General features: G+C 69.9%; 17 protein-coding genes and 2 tRNA genes. 7 read left to right on the forward strand and 12 right to left on the reverse strand.

Going from position 1 to position 20,355, the window contains the following annotated elements; translation table 11 throughout:
- Window positions 1-4: 4 nt before the first annotated feature.
- From JOE35_RS00945 to pknB, 5 genes are all read left to right on the forward strand, one after another.
- Entirely contained in the window at window positions 5-1,249 is a 1,245-nt protein-coding gene (locus tag JOE35_RS00945; protein WP_209559421.1) for a PP2C family serine/threonine-protein phosphatase, read from the forward strand.
- A complete protein-coding gene (locus JOE35_RS00950) occupies window positions 1,233-2,729 on the forward strand; it encodes an FtsW/RodA/SpoVE family cell cycle protein (protein WP_209559422.1) in 1,497 nt (498 codons plus the stop codon). Before JOE35_RS00945 ends, JOE35_RS00950 begins: the two co-directional genes overlap by 17 nt.
- A complete protein-coding gene (locus tag JOE35_RS00955) occupies window positions 2,729-4,201 on the forward strand; it encodes a penicillin-binding protein 2 (protein ID WP_209559423.1) in 1,473 nt (490 codons plus the stop codon). The genes JOE35_RS00950 and JOE35_RS00955 overlap by 1 nt, the downstream gene beginning before the upstream one ends.
- Window positions 4,198-5,988 carry a protein kinase gene (locus JOE35_RS00960; protein WP_209559424.1) on the forward strand — a complete coding sequence of 597 codons (1,791 nt, stop codon included), beginning with the start codon at window positions 4,198-4,200 and terminating at the stop codon, window positions 5,986-5,988. Before JOE35_RS00955 ends, JOE35_RS00960 begins: the two co-directional genes overlap by 4 nt.
- A 197-nt stretch (window positions 5,989-6,185) precedes the next feature.
- Window positions 6,186-7,895 (forward strand): Stk1 family PASTA domain-containing Ser/Thr kinase, encoded by a 1,710-nt coding sequence (gene pknB / locus JOE35_RS00965; protein WP_307802880.1) that lies wholly within the window; start codon window positions 6,186-6,188, stop codon window positions 7,893-7,895.
- A gap of 55 nt (window positions 7,896-7,950) precedes the next feature.
- Here the strand turns inward: pknB and JOE35_RS00970 are convergent, their stop codons facing one another.
- From JOE35_RS00970 to JOE35_RS00980, 3 genes are read right to left on the reverse strand one after another with little or no spacing between them, the layout of a single operon-like run.
- Window positions 7,951-8,589, reverse strand: a complete 639-nt coding sequence (locus JOE35_RS00970) for an aminodeoxychorismate/anthranilate synthase component II (RefSeq protein ID WP_209559425.1) — start codon at window positions 8,587-8,589, stop codon at window positions 7,951-7,953.
- The gene (locus JOE35_RS00975) at window positions 8,586-8,747 is read right to left on the reverse strand and encodes a hypothetical protein (protein ID WP_166644836.1); all 162 of its coding nucleotides are present in this window, start codon (window positions 8,745-8,747) and stop codon (window positions 8,586-8,588) included. Before JOE35_RS00975 ends, JOE35_RS00970 begins: the two co-directional genes overlap by 4 nt.
- Window positions 8,748-8,749: 2 nt before the next feature.
- Complete coding sequence (locus JOE35_RS00980) at window positions 8,750-9,523, reverse strand: class E sortase (RefSeq protein ID WP_209559426.1); 774 nt, start codon at window positions 9,521-9,523, stop codon at window positions 8,750-8,752.
- 114 nt (window positions 9,524-9,637) lie between these two features.
- Between JOE35_RS00980 and JOE35_RS00985 the strand changes: the two genes are divergently transcribed.
- Complete coding sequence (locus JOE35_RS00985; protein WP_123547410.1) at window positions 9,638-9,901, forward strand: cell division protein CrgA; 264 nt, start codon at window positions 9,638-9,640, stop codon at window positions 9,899-9,901.
- 212 nt (window positions 9,902-10,113) lie between these two features.
- Here the strand turns inward: JOE35_RS00985 and JOE35_RS00990 are convergent, their stop codons facing one another.
- A complete protein-coding gene (locus JOE35_RS00990; protein ID WP_209559427.1) occupies window positions 10,114-10,959 on the reverse strand; it encodes a rhomboid family intramembrane serine protease in 846 nt (281 codons plus the stop codon).
- Window positions 10,960-11,499 carry a peptidylprolyl isomerase gene (locus JOE35_RS00995; RefSeq protein ID WP_209559428.1) on the reverse strand — a complete coding sequence of 180 codons (540 nt, stop codon included), beginning with the start codon at window positions 11,497-11,499 and terminating at the stop codon, window positions 10,960-10,962.
- A 138-nt stretch (window positions 11,500-11,637) separates the two neighbouring features.
- On the opposite strand from JOE35_RS00995, the gene JOE35_RS01000 reads away from it, so the two are divergent.
- Window positions 11,638-12,183: a hypothetical protein gene (locus JOE35_RS01000; protein WP_209559429.1), complete on the forward strand. Its 546-nt coding sequence runs from the start codon at window positions 11,638-11,640 to the stop codon at window positions 12,181-12,183.
- An 874-nt stretch (window positions 12,184-13,057) separates the two neighbouring features.
- On the opposite strand, the gene JOE35_RS01005 is transcribed toward JOE35_RS01000, so the two are convergent.
- The 7 genes from JOE35_RS01005 to recF all read right to left on the reverse strand — a co-directional run bounded on the left by JOE35_RS01005 (window position 13,058) and on the right by recF (window position 20,343).
- Window positions 13,058-13,130: transfer RNA gene (locus tag JOE35_RS01005), tRNA-Ala, on the reverse strand.
- Between the two features lie 37 nt (window positions 13,131-13,167).
- A tRNA-Ile gene (locus tag JOE35_RS01010) sits at window positions 13,168-13,241 on the reverse strand.
- 71 nt (window positions 13,242-13,312) lie between these two features.
- Window positions 13,313-13,720: a DUF3566 domain-containing protein gene (locus JOE35_RS01015; RefSeq protein WP_123547406.1), complete on the reverse strand. Its 408-nt coding sequence runs from the start codon at window positions 13,718-13,720 to the stop codon at window positions 13,313-13,315.
- Window positions 13,713-16,385: a DNA gyrase subunit A gene (gyrA, locus tag JOE35_RS01020; RefSeq protein ID WP_209559430.1), complete on the reverse strand. Its 2,673-nt coding sequence runs from the start codon at window positions 16,383-16,385 to the stop codon at window positions 13,713-13,715. Before gyrA ends, JOE35_RS01015 begins: the two co-directional genes overlap by 8 nt.
- Window positions 16,386-16,462: 77 nt before the next feature.
- Window positions 16,463-18,436 (reverse strand): DNA topoisomerase (ATP-hydrolyzing) subunit B, encoded by a 1,974-nt coding sequence (gene gyrB, locus JOE35_RS01025; protein ID WP_209559431.1) that lies wholly within the window; start codon window positions 18,434-18,436, stop codon window positions 16,463-16,465.
- Between the two features lie 165 nt (window positions 18,437-18,601).
- Window positions 18,602-19,171: a DciA family protein gene (locus tag JOE35_RS01030; protein ID WP_307802881.1), complete on the reverse strand. Its 570-nt coding sequence runs from the start codon at window positions 19,169-19,171 to the stop codon at window positions 18,602-18,604.
- On the reverse strand, window positions 19,168-20,343 hold the full coding sequence (gene recF, locus JOE35_RS01035; protein ID WP_209559432.1) for a DNA replication/repair protein RecF: 1,176 nt from the start codon (window positions 20,341-20,343) through the stop codon (window positions 19,168-19,170). Before recF ends, JOE35_RS01030 begins: the two co-directional genes overlap by 4 nt.
- Window positions 20,344-20,355 lie beyond the last annotated feature (12 nt).

The raw sequence follows: 20,355 nt of genomic DNA on the forward strand, positions 1-20,355 counted from the left end.
CCAGATGACGACGCCCAAGAGTGCCGCCCTGTCCAACGTGGGCAAGATCCGGTCCAACAACCAGGACAGCGGCTATGCCGGTCAGCAGCTGTTCGTGGTCGCGGACGGCATGGGCGGGCACGCCGGCGGCGACGTCGCCTCGGCCATCGCCATCCGGCGCATCCGCGAGACCGACAAGCAGTACACGTCGCCAGGCGACGCCGAGTTCGCCCTGCAGTCGTCGCTGATCGCCGCCAACCAGCTGCTCGCCGAGACCGTGTTCGAGCACCAGGAACTAACGGGCATGGGCACGACCGTGAGCGCCCTGCTCCGGGTCGGCGACAGCATGACGATCGCCCACATCGGCGACTCGCGCATCTACCTGTGGCGCGACGGCGAGCTCAGCCAGATCACCGCCGACCACACGTTCGTGCAGCGCCTCGTCGACAGCGGCCGGATCACGGCCGAGGAGGCGGCGGTCCACCCCCGCAGGAGCGTCCTGATGCGCGTCCTGGGCGACGTCGACGCAGCCCCCGAGATCGACACGGCCATCATCGGCACCCAGCCGGGCGACCGCTGGCTGATCTGCTCGGACGGCCTCAGCAGCTACCTCGCCGAGGACCGCATCAAGAAGGCCCTGGCCGCCGGGCTCGACGCCGACGAGACGACGCGTCGCCTGGTGAAGGAGACCCTCGACCACGGCGCCCCCGACAACGTCACCGTGGTGGTCGTCGACGTCGACGACAGCGGCGACTCGGCGGTCGAGCCCCCCGTGACGGTCGGCTCCGCGGCGGCCCCCCTGACGTTCGAGGGCGAGACGGGTCGCAAGTCCCTGCGCCTGCCCACGATCCTGCTGCACCCGCTCAAGGTCGCCTCGACCCCGGAGGACAGCCACTTCGAGCCCGAGTCGGACGAGTACCTCGCCGAGCTCATCGCAGAGGACAGGCGTCGGCGTCGACGGCGCCGCGTCACCTGGCTGGTCGCGCTCGTCGTCGCCGTCGGCGCACTCGTGGCCGGCCTCCTCCTCGCCTACCAGTGGACCCAGGACCACTACTACGTGGGCGAGCGGAACGGCACGGTCGTGATCTACAAGGGCGTGCAGCAGACCCTCGGCCCGATCACGCTGAGCGAGGTGCACGAGGTCACCGACGTCCGGGTGGACGACCTGCCGAACTACACGCAGCAGACCGTCGAGGACACGATCAACGCGGACTCGCTAGGGGACGCGCGCGCCATCGTCGAGAGGCTGTCCGATGCCGTCGCTCGATGACCAGAGGTCCTCGGACGAGGCGTCGACCGAGCTGATCGGCCGTCCTACAGGAGGCGCAGGAGCGTCCCGCGGACCCGCTCGCGCCTCCGGCGACTCGTCCCGAGACCCCGCCCAGGCGCAGAACCTGACGCAGGCGATCACGTTGCGGCTGCGCCAGCCCGCGAAGCTCCGCAACCTCGAGCTCCTGCTGCTGATCGTCGCGGCCGGGATCTGCGCCGGTGCGATCGTCCTCGTCCAGCTCGGCGCGACCGGGGCGATCGACGCCTCCGTGCTGGTGGCCGGCTCCGCGGTGCTCGGCCTCGGGCTGATCTTCCACCTGGTGCTCCGCGTCGTGGCCCGCGAGGCCGACCCGTTCCTGCTGCCGATCGCCCTGACGCTCAACGGCATCGGCATCTCGATGATCTACCGCATCGACCTCGCCTACGGGCGTGAGGGCTGGGCGGCCTTCGGCATCAAGCAGATCGCCTGGACGGTCATGGCGATGACGATCGCGCTGGTCGCCCTGATCGTGATCCGCAACTACCGGGTGCTCTCGCGCTACCGGTACATCGCCATGTTCGTGTCGATCGCGCTGCTGCTGCTGCCGTTGATCCCCGGGCTCGGCCGTGAGGGCCTCAACGCCCGCGTCTGGATCGACATCGGGCCGTTCTCGTTCCAGCCGGGCGAGATCGCGAAGATCACGCTGGCGATCTTCTTCGCCGGCTACCTGGTGACCGCACGGGACAACCTGTCGCTGATGGGGCCGAAGATCCTCGGCATGCGGTTCCCCCGGGCCCGCGACCTGGGTCCGATCCTGATCGTGTGGGTCGTCGCGATGGGCGTGCTCATCTTCCAGCGCGACCTCGGCACCTCGCTGCTCTACTTCGGCCTGTTCCTGGTCATGATCTACATCGGCACCGGGCGCGGCAGCTGGATCGTGCTCGGCCTCACGATGTTCCTCGGCGGCGCCATCGTCGCCAGCACGTTCCTCGGCTACGTCCAGGGCCGGTTCCGTGCCTGGCTGAACCCGTTCGACCCGACCGAGTACTCGGCCGACGGCGGCTCGTACCAGCTCGTCACCGGGCTGTTCGGCTTCGCGAACGGCGGCCTCGTCGGCACCGGGCTCGGTCAGGGCCGCCCCCAGACGACGCCCCTCGCCGAGAGCGACTACATCTTCGCGTCGCTCGGGGAGGAACTCGGCCTGGCCGGCATCTTCGCGATCCTGGCCCTCTACCTGCTGCTCGTCTCCCGCGGCTTCCGCATCGGATTCGTCGGGCAGGACGACTTCGGGCGGATGCTCGGCGTCGGGATCGCGTTCGTCATCGCCCTGCAGGTGTTCGTCGTCATGGGCGGCGTCACGCGCGTGATCCCGCTGACCGGGCTGACGGCTCCCTTCATGGCCGCGGGCGGCTCCTCGCTCGTGGCGAACTGGATCATCGTGGCCCTCCTGCTGCGGCTGTCCGACTCCGTCCGCGACCAACCCAGGCTGGTGATCGGCTGATGAACAAAGAACTGAAGCGCGTGAGCCTCGTCGTGCTCGCCATGTTCGTGGCGCTCTTCATCTCGAGCTCGTACATCACGACCGTGCAGGCAGACTCCCTCCGGGCGGACGGGCGGAACTACCGTTCGCTGCTCGCCAGCTACTCGGCCCAGCGAGGCCCGATCCTCGTCGGCGGCCAGCCCGTGGCGCAGTCGGTGCCGGTCGACGACGTCTACGAGTTCCAGCGGACCTATCCCCAGCCCGAGCTCTACGCCCCCGTCACGGGCTACTACACGCTCGGCCAGGGCTCGCGCGGCGTCGAGGACGCCATGAACCAGCAGCTGACCGGCAACGCGAACTCGCAGTTCTTCGACCAGATCAACTCCCTGCTCACCGGCCAGGACCCCGAGGGCGCCACGGTGAACCTCACGCTCGACCCCACGGTGCAGCAGGCGGCGTACGACGCCCTGGGCGACAACTCGGGCTCGGTCGTCGCGATGGACCCGGCGACCGGCAAGATCCTCGCGATGGTGTCCAAGCAGAGCTACGACCCGAACCCGCTGGCGTCCCACGACCCCGCCGCGGTCAAGAGCTCGTACGACGCCCTGGTCGCCGACCCGTCGGACCCCCTGCAGAACAGGGCGATCCAGGGCGACCTGTACGCCCCGGGCTCCACCTTCAAGCTCGTCACGGTCGCGGCCGCGCTCGAGAGCGGCGACTACACGCCCGACAGCGCCTTCCCGAACCCGGCCACCCTGCAGCTGCCCGGCTCCACCTTCAGCATCAACAACGCCGAGGGCGGCAGCTGCGGAGGCGGCGAGACGGCCACCATCGCGACCGCCCTGCGCCTGTCGTGCAACATCCCCATGGCTCAGCTCGGCCAGGCCCTGGGCGCCGACGCGATGGCCGACCAGGCCGCCGCGTTCGGCTTCGGCGACGACTCGATCGCCATCCCCCAGGCCGTGACGCCGAGCCGCTTCCCGATCGAGCGCGAGGGCGAGCCGATCGACGACGCGACGCTCATGCTGCAGTCGTTCGGCCAGGGCTCGGACCGGGTCACGCCCCTCCAGATGGCCATGGTGTCGTCCGCGATCGCCAACGGCGGCACGTTGATGGACCCCACGCTGATCGAGAGCGTCCTGAACCCGGATCTCAGCCCTGTGGAGGACTTCTCGCCCAGCGAGTACGGGAAGCCCGTCAGCACGGCGACGGCCCAGACGATGACCGACATGATGGTGCAGGACGTCGCCGACGGCGCCGCCAGCGGTGCGAGAATCTCTGGCGTCGACGTCGCGGGCAAGACGGGAACGGCCGAGAACGGCCCTGGCGACCCCTACACGTTGTGGTTCACCGGCTTCGCGCCGGCGGCGAACCCAGAAGTGGCCATCTCGGTGGTCGTCGAGAACGGCGGCGGACTCGGACAGTCCGCGTTCGGGAACAGTGTCGCGTCACCAATCGCGAAGAAAGTACTAGAGGCGGTGCTGAACAAATGAGACCTTCCGGCGGAATCACCTTCGGTGGGCGATACCAGTTGTCGACCCGCGTCGCCATCGGCGGCATGGGCGAGGTCTGGGAAGCCACGGACCTGGTCATCGGCCGAACGGTCGCGATCAAGATCCTCAAGGACGAGTACCTGGGCGACCCCGGGTTCCTCGAGCGCTTCCGCGCCGAGGCGCGGCACGCCGCGCTCGTCAACCACGAGGGCATCGCGAACGTCTTCGACTACGGCGAGGAGGAAGGCAGCGCCTACCTCGTCATGGAGCTCGTCCCCGGCGAGGCCATGTCGACCGTGCTCGAGCGCGACCGGGTGCTGCCCACCGACAAGGTGCTCGACATCGTCGCGCAGACCGCGTCCGCCCTGCAGGCCGCCCACGCCGCGGGCCTCGTGCACCGCGACATCAAGCCCGGCAACCTGCTCGTGACTCCCGACGGCCGCGTCAAGATCACCGACTTCGGCATCGCCCGCATCGCCGACCAGGTGCCGCTCACCGCCACCGGCCAGGTGATGGGCACCGTCCAGTACCTCTCGCCCGAGCAGGCGAGCGGGCACCCGGCCTCGCCGAGCACCGACATCTACTCGCTCGGCATCGTGGCCTACGAGGCCCTGGCCGGACGACGTCCGTTCACGGGCGAGTCGCAGGTCGCCATCGCCATGGCCCAGATCAACGAGCAGCCGCCGGACCTCCCCTCGACGGTCTCCGAGCCCGTGCGACGTCTCGTGCTGTCGTGCATCGCCAAGAAGCCGGCCGACCGGCCCGCGAGCGCCTCGGCGCTGGCCCAGGCAGCCCGGGCGCTGCGCCGAGGCGACGTGGCGGCCGCGACCGTGGCCGTCCCGATGATCGGCATGGCGGCCGCCGGAGCCGCCGACGCCGCCACCCGGGCGTTCAGCGCCCAGGACGCCACCACGCAGCTGTACGACCCCACCGGCAGCACCCGCCAGCAGCCGGGTGCCGCGGCCTGGACGCCCGGCGCCGCCGACCCCGAGGCCCAGCGCGGCGGGGGCGACGAGCCGGACGACGAGAAGAAGCCCCGGAGCCCCTGGTTCTGGCCCCTGATCGTCCTCGGCGTCATCGTGCTGGCCGGCGTGGGCGCCCTGATCGCCTTCGCCGTCGGCTCGGACGACCCGGCCCCGGCGCCGACCACGCCGTCCTCCTCCGCCCCGGCGCCGTCCCCGTCGTCGTCGTCCCCCGAGCCCGAGCCGAGCCCGACCACGGTCGCGGTCGACGAGAGCGTCTACATCGGCCTCGCCGAGGACGACGCACGCGGGCGCCTCGGCGACCTCGGCCTCGACGTCACGTCGGTCGACGCGACGACCCCGGCTCCCGACCAGGCCGCGGTCGGGACGGTCGCGGGTCTCGACCGCAGCGGCAACGTGCCCATCGGCGCCTCGGTCACGATGTACATCTACCGGGCGGCGCCCACGCCCCCGCAGCCGACGGCACCGACCGCCTCCGCCCCCAGCGTGCTCGGGGACGGCGTCCAGACCGTGGACATCTCGTGGCAGGCCTTCGGCAACTGCCCCGTCGGCTACACGCTGACCGGGTACACGTACTCGATCACGGGCGGCACCGACATGGGCGGCCAGACGAGCGGACAGCTCGGCACCAACGTGACGAGCGTCGCCGTGAAGTCGGCGACGCCCGGCAACATGACGGTGCAGTACGTGGCCGTGTGCGGGCAGCTGAGCTCGGCCCCGTCGGCGGGCGTGACCGTCACCGTGACCGCGCCCGTCGAGACGCCGAGCCCCGTCCCGACCGACGGGAACGGCGACGAGGGGTAGCGGCGCTCCCCTCCTCGACCGAGGCCACGATCGTCCCCCGACGGTCGTGGCCTCGGTCGTTCCGGGGTGTCACGAACCGCTGACAATCATCCCTCTGGCGTAGGCGACGGCCCCGTCCGGGGGCCGACGCCCGGATACACTGGGTCCGGTTCGGAAGGGTCGCGCAGGCAGCGGGGTCCCAGAGGGGAGACTGGCGCGTGGCTGAAGGCGTGAGAGAGGGCATCCACCTCCTCGCCAACCGGTACCAGATCGGCGAGCTGATCGGCCGGGGCGGGATGGCCGACGTCCACGTCGGGACCGACGCGCGGCTCGGCCGCCGCGTCGCGATCAAGCTGATGAAGCCGTCGCTCGCCACCGATCCGGCGTTCCGCACCCGTTTCCGACAGGAGGCGCAGGCCGCGGCCCGCATGGCGCACCCCACCATCGTCCGCGTCTTCGACGCCGGCGAGGAATCGACCAGGGACCGCAGCGGTCACGAGGTGCAGGTCCCCTTCATCGTCATGGAGTACGTCGAGGGCCGCCTCCTCAAGGACATCGTCCGCGAGGGCCCGATGGACCCGGCCGAGGCCGTGCGCATCACCGAGGGCGTCCTCACCGCTCTCGAGTACTCGCACCGCGCGGGCGTCGTGCACCGCGACATCAAGCCGGGCAACGTCATGATCACGCACTCCGGCCAGGTCAAGGTGATGGACTTCGGCATCGCCCGTGCCATCTCCGACTCGTCCGCGACGGTCGCGCAGACCACCACGATCCTCGGCACCGCCCAGTACTTCAGTCCCGAGCAGGCCCGCGGCGAGACCGTCGACGCCCGCTCCGACCTGTACTCGACCGGGGTGCTGCTCTTCGAGCTCCTCACGGGTCGTGCGCCGTTCCGCGGCGACTCTCCCGTCGCGGTCGCGTACCAGCACGTCAGCGAGGCACCGGTGCCCCCGAGCACCGTCGCCCCTGCGGTCTCCCCGGCCCTCGACGCCGTCGTGCTGCGGGCCCTCGCGAAGGACCGCTTCGAGCGCTTCCAGACGGCCGCCGACTTCCGGACCGACGTCCACGCCGCAGGCGAGGGGCGCGCGCCCGAGCGCCGCCGCCCGGCACCGGAGGCAGGCTCGACGCTCTTCGGCGTCGACCCCCACAGCCGCGTCGGCAGCGAGGCCGCCCTCAAAGAGCTCTCCTCCGACGACAACGACCGTCCGCAGCGCACGCAGACGCGGCCTCCGGTCGCCTGGATCTGGGCCGGCATCGTGCTCGTCGGCATCGTCATCGTGGCCGTCGTGTTCTGGGTGGTGAACCTCCAGCCGCCCGAGATCGACAACGCCCAGACCTCGACGATCCCCGTCGTCGTCGGCAGCACCTACGACGACGTCGCGGCCCAGCTGGGCGACCTCGACCTGACGGTGACCCGTACCGACGAGCCGAGCGACACGGTCGACGAGGGCCGGGTCATCTCGACGAACCCCGAGGCCGGGACGTCGGTGCTCAAGAACTCGCCCGTCGCCGTCACCGTGTCGTCGGGTCCCGTGCAGATCGCGATGCCGTCGGTGGACGGTCAGCAACTGGACGCCGCCTGGGCCGCGATCACGGCGGCGGGGCTCGCCCAGGGGCAGCAGACCTCCGACTACTCGCCTGACGTCCCGGAGAACGCCGTCCTGGAGTCGACCCCTGCCGCCGGCAGCGAGGTGGCCGAGGGGACGACGGTCGACCTCGTCGTCAGCAACGGCAAGGTCAGCGTCCCCGACGTGACGCGGCAGTCGTTCGAGCAGGCCGTGTCGGTCCTCGGCGACCAGCTCGGCCTGACGGTCAAGTCGTACGTCGACCCCGGCTGCTCCGGCGGCAGCGTGTCCAACCAGTCCCTCCCGCCGGGAGACCAGCCGCAGGGTTCCGAGATCACCCTCGGCGTGTGCAGCGCGGGCTGACCCGCGGCCGCTGACGCCGACGGGCTCCGACCGCCGACGCGGTGGGGGGCCGACGTCAGCTCAGGTCGACCAGCGGGCTCAGCGAGCGCGCCGTGACCGCCGCCTCCGGCAGCCCGGCCACGCCGAGCCAGTTGCCGATCATCTGGTAGCCGCCCTGGGTGAGCACCGACTCCGGGTGGAACTGCACCCCGTAGAGCGGTGCAGAGCGGTGCTGGAGTCCCATGATCACCCCGCCCGAGGTGCGGGACGTGACCTCGAGGTCGGCGGGCACCGTCTCGTCGACGACGGCAAGAGAGTGGTACCGCGTGGCCGTGAAGGGCTGCGGCACGTCGGCGTAGAAGGCGCTGTCGTCGTGCTCGACGCGCGAGGTCTTGCCGTGCATCAGCTCTTCGGCGTGCGTGACGGTGGCGCCCAGGGCCTCGGCGATCGCCTGGTGCCCGAGGCAGACGCCGAGCAGCGGCTTGTCGACCGCAAGGGCAGCGTGCACGACGTCGACCGAGACGCCCGCGGCTGCCGGTGTGCCCGGGCCGGGCGAGAGCAGGACGGCGTCGTACTCTGCGATGCGACCGGCGATCTCGTCGGGGCCGAAGGCGTCGTTGCGCACGACGTCGGTCTCGGCCCCGAGCTGCTGCAGGTAGCCGTTCAGCGTGTAGACGAAGCTGTCGTAGTTGTCGACGACCAGGATGCGCGTCATTGTTCCTCCACGGTGACGTCAGGGGCAGGGACGAGCTCGTTCACGAGCGGGAAGACCCACTCGACCAGGACGAACAGGACGGCGGCGAGGAGCACGAGCAGCAGCAGGAGCCGCAGCCACCAGGGGCCCGGGAGCACGCGCCAGAGGGCGCCGTACACGGTCAGCCCCCGATCCCGGCCGCGGCCAGGGCGGCGGGCGGGCCGTCCGAGAGCGGCTGCCACGAGTCGAAGACGCCGTAGGCGACGATGCGCTCCTGGGCGGTGAACATGGGGTTGCAGCTGGTGAGGGTGATGAGGCGCTCCCCGGAGGCGGCGGACACGTCGGGCGAGTCGGGCACGGGCTGCAGCACCGAGACCTGGGTCGCCTGCACGTACTGGAGGTTGCGGAAGGTGTAGGTGTACCAGCCGTCGGCCGTCTGGACGTAGAGCTCGTCGCCCGGGCGCAGGTCGGCGATCTTGTTGAACGGGGCGCCGTAGGTCGTCCGGTGCGCCGCGACCCCGAAGTTGCCGACCTCGCCGGGCATCTGCGTGTCGTCGTAGTGGCCGATGCCGATCTTGTTGAGGGTCCGGACGGTGCTCGTGCCGCCCGCGATCGGCACGGCGTAGTCCGCCCCGAAGCGCGGCACGTAGAGGTTCGCGAACGTCTCCGCCTCTGCTGGTGCGGCGGTGACCGGCGGGTCGCCGGCCTCGTCCGCGGTCGCGGGAGGCGCCTCCTCGGCCTGGCGTTCGAGCTGCTGCGACAGCTGCGAGGCCTGGTCGCGGTGCTCGCCCGCGACGACCAGGTCGTTGAACCACTGCTGCCACGCGATGAACAGCAGCACCAGGACGCCGGCGGTGATGAGGAGCTCGCCCAGGACGCCCACGAACGTCACGCGAGGACGCCGTCGCCGGGAACGCCGACCGTCGGCTGGAGCGAGGCGCGCGTCGACGGTCATGAGGTCGATCCTAACCGGGGCGCCTGGGGCGTCGGCGGCTGTGTCCGCTGCCCTGTGGACGAGCTCCTGGCGGGCTCCGGGGCCCGCCAGGGGCGCCACGCTAGGATGTGCGCCATGGCTGCAGACAAGAACCCCACCTCGAAGCCCGCCCGCGCCCGCGCGGACCGCTCCGCCGAGGCGCGCCCCGCGGCCGACGCCCCGAACCCGGTGTGGTTCAAGCCGGTCATGTTCGGCTTCATGCTGATCGGCCTCGCCTGGATCGTCGTCTTCTACGTCAGCCAGAGCGCCCTGCCGATCGGCTCGCTCGGCTCGTGGAACATCCTCATCGGCTTCGGGATCATGTTCATCGGGTTCCTGATGACCACCCGCTGGCGCTGAGGACGGCCCTGCTCCGCCAGGTCCCTGCGGCTCGAACAGGCGTTCGCACTTACACGGCTGTAACTATCCCCACTGTGGACAACCCTGTGGACAACTCGGTGGAGAACATCGGCCGCTGAGAACCGCCAGCTGCGACGACGAAGGAGGCGGCACCCAGGTGGGTGCCGCCTCCTTCGTCGTGCCTGACCAGCGTCAGGAACCCGCTGGCCGTGTCAGAGGAAGCCGAGGTACATCGCCGACCGTCCGAGAACGATCAGCAGGCAGATCGCGCCGATGGCCACGAGGCCCGCGGTCTGCACCCGTGCCTTGGAGCGGTGCCGTGTCTTCGTGAACAGGAACGCCACGAGGGCACCCACGACCAGCCCGCCGAGGTGCGCCTGCCACGAGATGTTCGGCGAGACGAAGCCGATGGCGAGGTTGATGCCCAGCAGCACGAGCAGCTGCACGCCGTTCGAGCCGCCGAGGCTGCGGGCGATCACGAAGAAAGCCGCCATCAGGCCGAAGATCGCCCCCGAGGCACCCACCACGGGAGTGGTCGGCGACAGGAGCGTCACCGCCGCCGCGCCGCCCAGGCCGCTGATGAAGTAGAGCGCCGCGTAGCGAGCCCTGCCCAGCGTCCGTTCGAGCTGCGCCCCGAAGATGTACAGCGCGTACATGTTGAAGAGGATGTGCAGCACGCTGCCGTGGGTGAACATCGAGGTGACGATGCGCCACGGCTCGGTCAGCGCGATCGGCGCGAAGTACGAGAACGCCGAGCTGACGACACCGCCAGTGAGCACCTGCGCGAGGTACACGAGCACGCTCACGCCGATGAGGCCGTAGGTCACGACCGGGGCCCCGCCGCGCGACGCGCTCCGGATGCTGCCCATGACCCGCGGCTGCACGCGCGGTGCCGAGGCCTGGGCCTCACGCACGCACTCGGGGCAGTGCACCCCCACCGCGGCCGGGGTCTGGCACTGGCCGCAGATGGTGCGGCCACAGCGCTGGCAGAGCACGAAGCTCTGCCTGTCGGGGTGCCGGTAGCAGTAGTTCGCTGCGTCGGCGGGGACCTGTGTCACCTAGACCTCGTCGATGGTGACGCTCTCGATCACGACGTCCTCGAGGGGCTTGTCGCGCGCGTCGGTGGGGACGCCCTCGATGGCGTCGACGACCTTCTTGGACTCGTCGTCGGCGACGACGCCGAAGATGGTGTGCTTGCCCTGGAGCCAGGGAGTCGCGACCGTCGTGATGAAGAACTGCGAGCCGTTGGTGCCGCGGCCGCCCTGCTTGCCGGCGTTCGCCATGGCGAGCACGTAGGGCTCGCCGAAGGTGAGCTCGGGGTGGATCTCGTCGTCGAACTGGTAGCCGGGGCCGCCGATGCCCTGGCCGAGCGGGTCGCCGCCCTGGAGCATGAAGTCCTTGATGATGCGGTGGAACACGACGCCGTCGTAGAGGCGATCGGTGCTGACCTTGCCCGTGGAGGGGTGGGTCCACTCGATGGTGCCGGTCGCGAGACCGGTGAAGTTGGCGACGGTCTTGGGTGCGTGGTCGCCGAAGAGGTTCACGGTGATGGTGCCGTGGTTGGTCTTGATGGTGGCGACAGCAGTGTGCGTAGACATGCGGCCATTCTCCCACAGGGGCATCCTCACCTCAGCGGGTGCCCAGCGAGCGCGGTGTTACCTGCCAGGAAGCCTCGTGCCAGACTGGGAGGCCAGCATCGAACCGAGCCGTTGCCTACTAGTCGTTGGAGGAACACTGTGGCCCTGTCACGCAAGCAGAAGAAAGAACTGAAGAAGTTCAAGAAGCACGCGTTCGACGTGTGGTCGGAGCAGCGTGAGGTCGTCAGCCACGCAGGCAAGGTCATCGGCGACGCCCGCGACCACGGCGTCCGCTACGCCAACAAGAACGTCACGCCGCGCATCAAGCACGCCGTCGACCAGAACGTCCGTCCGGCCGTCTCCCAGGGCCTCTCGGCCGGCAGCCACGCCGCGACCGTCGCCCAGGACCGACTGAAGCACGACGTCTACCCGGCCCTCTCCTCTTACTTCGGCGGTCTCGACCTGGTCAACGACCCCAAGGTGAAGAAGGCCGTCAAGAAGGCCAAGAAGCAGGGCGGCAAGTTCGCCTCGCAGGCGTCGAATTACGCCCCCACCAAGAAGAAGTCGGGCCCCGGCGTCGGCGGCGTGCTGCTGATCGGCCTCGGCCTGGTCGCGCTCGGCGGCCTGGTCTTCGCGGCGGTGCAGACGCTCCGCGCCGACGACGAGCTCTGGGTCGCCGACGACGACGCCGACACCAAGGCCTAGTCACACCCGCACCTCGCACCTCGCACCACCTCGCAGGGCCCGTCTCCACCCGGAGACGGGCCCTTCGCGCATCCCCCGCCCGCGCCTCCTTGCCTGCCGCGTCTCGTGCTGCGCAAGCGGCCAGCTGCTCGAGGGCGGGTGATCCGGGTCGAGGGCGGGTCGCCCACGACCCGCCCTCGAGCCGAAAGACCCGCCCTCGACGATCGTCACGCTCCGCGCCCGCCCGATACGACGGGTACGACGGCAGCCCGGTCCATCGACGGTCTCGCGCGGTTCGTGGTTCCGGGGGCGCGCCTGCGGAACTCGCGCGCTCGCTCGGATTCGATGGGCGCATCTCAGGGACGTTCCCTCGCCCCGCACTGTTCAGGAGGCGCGAGTCACGAAGTCCTGATCGGTGCACGACTCAGGACTGAGACTCCTGCCCCCGCGCAGTTCAGGCCTCACACTCCTGAACGGGGAGCTCCGCAAGCCCCAACAGGTCGGCTCGTCGCCCCTGACGCCCCGCGCCCACACTCGCACAGCGCAGGCCGGCCGGCCGGGCTCGTGATTCAGGACGCGCGCCTGCGGAAGTCCTGATTCGTGCACGACTCAGGACTCAGACTCCTGCCCCCGCGCAACTCAGGCCCGAACCTCCTGAATGAGGAGCCGCTCCCACGGCAACGAGCGAAGCGACGTTGCGCCCCACGGCAACGAGCGAAGCGACGTTGCGCGCGGCGACGAGCGAAGCGACGTCGCCTGCTCCGCAGGCGGCTGTACCGTGGCGGTCGGCGGAGCCGACACGCTGCGCCGCAGCAGCGGCGGCGCAGCCAGACGAGCACGACGAGATGTCCGCGCGAGCGAACGAAGTGCGCGAACAGGAGAAGCCGATATCGAGTGGAGCCTAGGAGAATCGAACTCCTGACATCCTGCTTGCAAAGCAGGCGCTCTACCAACTGAGCTAAGGCCCCGAGGTGCCGGGTGGACCCGTCGGACGACCTACGGGAGTGGGGCTAACAGGACTTGAACCTGTGACCTCTTCGTTATCAGCGAAGCGCTCTAACCGCCTGAGCTATAGCCCCCGGACCGTCGTAAAGCCTACAGCACCACGACGGAGATGACGAATCGGCCGCGGGGGCCGATCCGACCCGGATCAGTTGTTCGTGAAGCCGACCAGGAGGCCGCCGGTGACGCGGACGCTCAGGTTGTAGAGCACGGCGACGACGGCGCCGAGCACGGTGCCCACCACGACGTTCAGCACGGCGACGACGATCGAGAACAGCATGACCTGGCCGACGTTGAAGCTGTCCTGGATGGTGAAGTTCTGGTCGCCCAGGATGTCGCGGAGCACCTGGTCGAGGTCGTTGAAGATGCCGGTCTGGTTGAGGATCAGCCAGATCAGGAACGTCGCCACGACCGTGACGATCCCGAGCGCGACGGCGATCAGGAACGACAGCTTCACCACGGACCAGAAGTCGATGTAGACGAGCTTGAGGCGCACCTGCTTGGTGCCGGACGGGCGAGCGGTCTTGCGCTGAAGCTTCTCGGCGACGCTACTCATTGATCGGTTCCTCTCCGGTGCTGCTGTCGTCGGCCGTGGCCTCGTCGGCGCCCGTGGCGGGCTCGACGGCGTCGATCACGTCTCCGGGGCTGACTGCGGGCACGGCGTCGTTGTCGCCGACGGCGTCGATGACGGCCTCGTCGGACGGTGCCACGAGGTTGCGCTCAGTGTTGCGCGCCAGTGCGATGATGCGGTCGTCGGCGGCGAACCGGGCGAAGACGACACCCATGGTGTCACGCCCCTTCGCCGGTACCTCGGCCACGGCAGAACGTACCACCTTGCCGCTCGAGAGCACGACGAGCACCTCGTCGTCGTCGCCGACGATGAGGGCGCCGGCCAGGTCTCCCCTGGCCTCGGCGAGCTTCGCGACCTTGATGCCGAGCCCGCCGCGGTTCTGGACGCGGTACTGGTCGGCGCCGGTGCGCTTGGCGTAGCCGCCCTCGGTGACGACGAAGACGTAGCCCGCGTCGTCGGCCACGGAGGCGGACAGCAGCGTGTCGCCCTCGCGGAAGGTCATGCCCTTGACACCCGACGTCGAGCGGCCCATCGGGCGCAGCGAGTCGTTGGTGGCCGTGAACCGCAGCGACATGCCGTGCCGCGACACCAGCAGCAGGTCGTCGCTCTCGTCGACGAGCAGGGCCGAGACGAGCTCGTCGTCGTCGCGGAGGTTGATCGCGATGATGCCGCCCGTGCGGTTCGTGTCGTACTCGGTCAGGGCCGTCTTCTTGATGAGGCCGTCGCGGGTCGCGAGCACGAGGTACTGCGCGACCTCGTAGTCGCGGATGTCGAGCACCTGCGAGATCGACTCGTCCGGCTGCATGGCGAGCAGGTTCGCGACGTGCTGTCCCTTGGCGTCGCGTCCCGCCTCCTGCAGCTCGTAGGTCTTGGCCCGGTAGACCCGGCCCTTGTCCGTGAGGAACAGGAGCCAGTGGTGCGTCGTGGTGACGAAGAAGTGGTCGACGACGTCGTCGGCCCGGAGCTGCGCGCCGCGCACGCCCTTGCCGCCTCGGTGCTGGCTGCGGTAGTTGTCGCTGCGCGTGCGCTTCACGTAGCCGCCGCGGGTGATGGTGACGACCATCTCCTCCTCGGGGATCAGGTCCTCGACGCTCATGTCGCCGTCGAAGCCGAACATGATCTCCGTGCGCCGGTCGTCGCCGAACTTGTCGGTGATCTCGCGCAGCTCGTCGCTGACGATCGTGCGCTGGCGCTCGGGCTTGGCGAGGATGTCCTTGTAGTCGGCGATCTCGCGCTCGAGCTTGTCCGCGTCGTCCTGGATCTTCTGGCGCTCGAGGGCGGCGAGGCGGCGCAGCTGGAGGTTGAGGATCGCGGAGGCCTGGACCTCGTCGACGTCCAGCAGGTCCATCAGGCCCGTGCGCGCCTCCTCGACCGTGGGCGAACGACGGATGAGCGCGATGACCTCGTCGAGGGCGTCGAGCGCCTTCAGGTAGCCGCGGAGGATGTGCGCGTCCGCCTCGGCCTTGCGCAGGCGGAACTGCGTGCGCCGCACGATGACGTCGATCTGGTGCGCGACCCAGGCGGAGATGAAGCCGTCGAGCGCGAGCGTGCGGGGCACGCCGTCGACGATGGCGAGCATGTTCGCGCCGAAGTTCTCCTGCAGGGAGGTGTGCTTGTACAGGTTGTTCAGGACGACCTTGGCGACGGCGTCGCGCTTCAGCACGATGACGAGTCGCTGGCCGGTGCGGCCAGAGGTCTCGTCGCGGATGTCGGCGATCCCGCCGATGCGGCCGTCCTTGACGAGCTCGGCGATCTTGATCGCGAGGTTGTCGGGGTTGACCTGGTAGGGCAGCTCGGTGACGACGAGGCAGGTGCGGCCCTGGATCTCCTCCACGTTGACGACCGCGCGCATCGTGATCGAGCCACGGCCCGTGCGGTAGGCGTCCTGGATGCCGCGGACGCCGAGGATCTGCGCGCCGGTGGGGAAGTCGGGCCCCTTGATGCGCTCCATCAGCGCCTCGAGCAGCTCTTCGCGGGAGGCCTCGGGGTGGGCCAGCGACCACTGGGCGCCCTCGGCGACCTCGCGGAGGTTGTGCGGCGGGATGTTCGTAGCCATGCCGACGGCGATGCCGACGGAGCCGTTGACGAGGAGGTTCGGGAAACGTGCCGGGAGGATGGCCGGCTCCTGGGTGCGACCGTCGTAGTTGTCCTGGAAGTCGACGGTGTCCTCGTCGATGTCGCGGACCATCTCGAGGGCGAGCGGCGCCATCTTCGTCTCGGTGTACCGGGGGGCGGCGGCGCCGTCGTTGCCGGGCGAGCCGAAATTGCCCTGCCCGAGGGCCAGCGGGTAGCGGAGGCTCCACGGCTGGACCAGCCGCACGAGGGCGTCGTAGATCGCCGTGTCGCCGTGGGGGTGGAACTGGCCCATGACGTCGCCGACGACGCGCGAGCACTTCGAGAACGCCCGGTCGGGCCGGTAGCCGCCGTCGTACATCGCGTAGATCACGCGACGGTGGACCGGCTTCAGGCCGTCTCGCACCTCGGGGAGCGCACGGCCGACGATGACGCTCATCGCGTAGTCGAGGTACGAGCGCTGCATCTCGAGCTGGAGGTCGACCTGCTCGATGCTGTCGCGCTTGACCGCCGCGGGGAACGCGGTGGTGCCCTCGGCGTCGGTGCCCTCGGGGGTGTCGTTCGGCTCGTCGGCCATGATTCTCCGTCTGTCGTGGTCTGCCCCGGTGTCCTCCGCGGGGCGCGGGCGTGCCCCGGCTCAGCCGGGGTCACGCGTCAGATGTCGAGGAAGCGGACGTCTTTCGCGTTCTGCTGGATGAAGTTGCGTCGCGACTCGACGTTCTCGCCCATGAGCGTGTCGAAGGTCGTGTCGGCCGCCGCGGCGTCCTCGAGGGTCACCTGGAGCAGGGTCCGCGTGTCCGGGTCCATCGTGGTCTCCCACAGCTCCTTGTAGTCCATCTCGCCGAGGCCCTTGTAGCGCTGGATCGCGTTGTCCTTGGGGATGCGCTTGCCGGCGGCCTTGCCCGAGACGAGCACGGCGTCGCGCTCGGCGTCGCTGTAGACGTACTCGTGCGCGGCGTTGCTCCACTTGAGCTTGTACAGCGGCGGCTGCGCGAGGTAGACGTAGCCGAGGTCGATCAGCGGCCGCATGTAGCGGAACAGCAGCGTCAGCAGCAGGGTCGTGATGTGCTGCCCGTCGACGTCGGCATCGGCCATCAGCACGATCTTGTGGTACCTGGCCTTGTCGGGGTCGAAGTCCTCACCGATGTCGGCGCCGAAGGCCTTGATCATCGCCTGGACCTCGTTGTTGCCGAGGGCGCGGTCGAGACGGGCCTTCTCGACGTTGAGGATCTTGCCACGGAGGGGCAGGATCGCCTGGGTCTCGGGGTTGCGGCCCTGCACGGCCGAGCCGCCGGCCGAGTCGCCCTCGACGATGAAGATCTCGCTGCGCGACGGGTCTTTGCTCTGGCAGTCCTTCAGCTTGCCGGGCATGCCGTTCGACTCGAGCACGCCCTTGCGACGCGTCTGCTCGCGCGCCTTGCGGGCGGCCATGCGCGCCTGCCCGGCGAGGATGCCCTTGCGGACGATCTCGGCGGCCTGCTTGGGGTTGCGGTCGAACCAGTCGGTGATCTGGTCGAAGGTGACCTTCTGCACGAACGACTTGGCCTCGGTGTTGCCGAGCTTCGTCTTGGTCTGGCCCTCGAACTGAGGCTCGCCGAGCTTGATCGAGATGACGGCCGTCAGGCCCTCGCGGACGTCGTCGCCCGTGAGGTTGTCGTCCTTCTCCTTGAGCAGGTTCTTCTCGCGGGCGTAGCGGTTGATCAGCGTCGTCAGCGCGGCACGGAAGCCCTCTTCGTGGGTGCCGCCCTCGTGGGTGTTGATCGTGTTCGCGTAGGTGTGGACGCTCTCCTGGTAGGAGGTGTTCCACTGCATGGCGACCTCGAGCGAGATCTTCTTCTCCGTGTCCTCCTGCTCGAAGGCGAGGATGTCGTCGTGGACCGTCTCGACCTTCTTGACCGCGTTGAGGTACTGGACGTAGTCGACGAGGCCCTTCTCGTAGTGGAAGACGTCGTGACGCGGCTCGGCGTCGTCGGGCTGCGGACGCTCGTCGCTGAGCTCGATCCGCAGGCCCTTGTTGAGGAAGGCCATCTGCTGGAACCGGGTGCGGAGGGTCTCGTAGTCGAACTCGACCGTCTCGAAGATCTCGGCGTTCGGCCAGAACGTGATCGTCGTGCCGGTGGTGTCGTCCTCCTCGCCCTTGGCGAGGGGCGCGACCGGGACGCCGTCGGTGAAGCTCTGGCGGTAGACGTTCCCCTGTCGGCGGACCTCGACGTCGAGCTCGCTCGAGAGCGCGTTGACGACCGAGCTGCCGACGCCGTGCAGGCCGCCCGAGACGGCGTAGCCGCCGCCGCCGAACTTGCCGCCGGCGTGCAGGACCGTCAGGACGACCTCGACGGTCGACCGCCCCTCGACGGGGTGCACGTCGACCGGGATGCCGCGACCGTTGTCGACGACGCGCACGCCGCCGTCTTCGCGCATGGTGATCTCGATGTGGTCGCACCAGCCGGCCAGCGCCTCGTCGACCGAGTTGTCGACGATCTCGTAGACGAGGTGGTGCAGGCCGCGCGGACCCGTCGAGCCGATGTACATGCCCGGTCGCTTGCGAACCGCCTCGAGGCCCTCGAGCACCTGGATCGCGCTGGCGCCGTAGGAGTCGTCGGGCTGGGCGTCGGCGGGGTTCGGTGTCATGTTCGCGGGGGCTCCTGGCGTCTGGGACGAGGGTCGTCGCCCGGCCACGACCTCGCTGAGGACGGCTCGCGGACGACCTTGCGAGTCTACCGCAGGGCTGTCCCCCACGGGGCAGATTCCGCCCTCAGAGGGATTTTCCCGAGCCGGGTGGACGATTCACCCTCCCTAGCCGTAGGTATCGCGAGGGCCACGCCCTGGGACCGATCTGGGGCCGCGTTTCCAGGACGGGGCGTTGGGTGCCAAGAAACGCACCGACTGGATGCCCGCGTCGGGGTACCGCTGGACGATGGTCGTCGTCACCGTCCCGCGCATCAGCCGGAGCTGCGTCGCCCAGGCCGTCGAGTCGCACTGCACCGTCAGGGTGCCGTCGTCGATCGACACCGGGTGCGAGTGCGCGGAGAGCTCGTCGCCGACCATGTCGGGCCACGCCGCCATCAGGTCGGACTGCGCCAGGGGCGACTTCCAGCCCATCTCGGTCGTGACGCTCGCGAGCACGTCGGCGATCCCCCGCGGCTCGCGGCCTGTGCCGAACGGCTGGCTCGGCGAGCCGAGCTTGATCGCTTTGCGCCGACGGCCGTCGCGCGACCGCCCGTTCGGGTCGCCGAAGACGCGACGGAACCTCAGGTAGACCCGCTGCGCCTCGTCGTCGGGCAGGGGCTCGGGGGGCGCAGGAGGCGGCGGTCCCGTCGTCGAGGAGGGCGCCTCCTCCGCGGGTCGGTCGTCGTCACCGCTCACGACTCGACGTCCTCGACGTCCTCGACGATGGTGCCCGCCGAGATGCGCACCGTGTGCGCCGCCAGCCGGTCGGGCACGTCCTCCTCGACGGCGGCGGTGATGAGCACCTGCTCGTAGTCGGCCACCGCGTCGGCGAGCCGCTCGCGTCGAGATCCGTCGAGCTCGGCGAAGACGTCGTCGAGCACGATGACGGGGTCGCCCGTGCTGGCGCCGGCGCGGACGACCGCTGCGGAGGCCAGCTTCAGGGCGAGGGCGAACGACCAGGACTCGCCGTGGCTCGCGTAGCCGCGGGCGGGGAGGCCGTTGAGCGAGAGGAAGAGGTCGTCGCGGTGCGGCCCGACCAGGGTGAGGCCGCGATCGAGCTCGCTGGGCCGGACCCGGCCGAGCGCCTCGCGGAACACGTCGGCGACCTCGGCCGGCGCCACCTGCTCGGTGGGCGCCTCCGGTGCCGGAGCGTCGTCGTCGACCGTCGCGCCCCGGATGCTCAGGACGGTCGAGAGACGTGCCGCGTGGTCCTCGCCCGCGACGGCGGCGTACGACCGTGCCACCTCGGGGGCGAGATCTGCGACGAGCCTCTCGCGCGCGACGACGATCTCCGTGCCCAGCGCCACGAGGCGCTCGTCCCAGATGTCGAGGGTGCCGAGCTGACCTGCCTTGACGCCGGAGGCGCGGGCCGACTTGAGGAGGGTGTTGCGCTGACGGAGCACCCGGTCGTAGTCCGCCTGCACCCCGGCGAAGCGGGGCGCCCGGGTCACGAGCAGCTCGTCGAGGAACCGACGGCGACCCGAGGGCTCGCCGCGCACGAGCGCCAGGTCCTCTGGGGCGAAGAGCACGCTGGTGAAGTAGCGCGGCAGCTCGCGGGGCTTGATCGCGCTGCGGTTGACCTGGGCGCGGTTGGCGCCGGTGCGGTTGATCTGCACCTCGGCCAGGAGCTCGCGCCCCTCGGACTCGAGACGGGCCCTCACGATCGCCGAGTCGGTGCCCTGCCGGATCATCGCCGCGTCGGACGACACCCGGTGCGACCCGAGGGTCGCGAGGTAGCCGAGCGACTCGACCAGGTTCGTCTTGCCCTGGCCGTTGCGGCCGACGAAGAGGTTGGGCCCGCGCGCGAGTGCGACTTCGGCGGAAGCGTAGTTCCGGAAGTCGGTCAGGCTCAGATGGAGTACTCGCACGCGGGCCGGAGG

The organism is Frigoribacterium sp. PvP032 (assembly GCF_017833035.1).
In the GTDB taxonomy this organism is placed as follows: Bacteria; Actinomycetota; Actinomycetes; order Actinomycetales; family Microbacteriaceae; genus Frigoribacterium.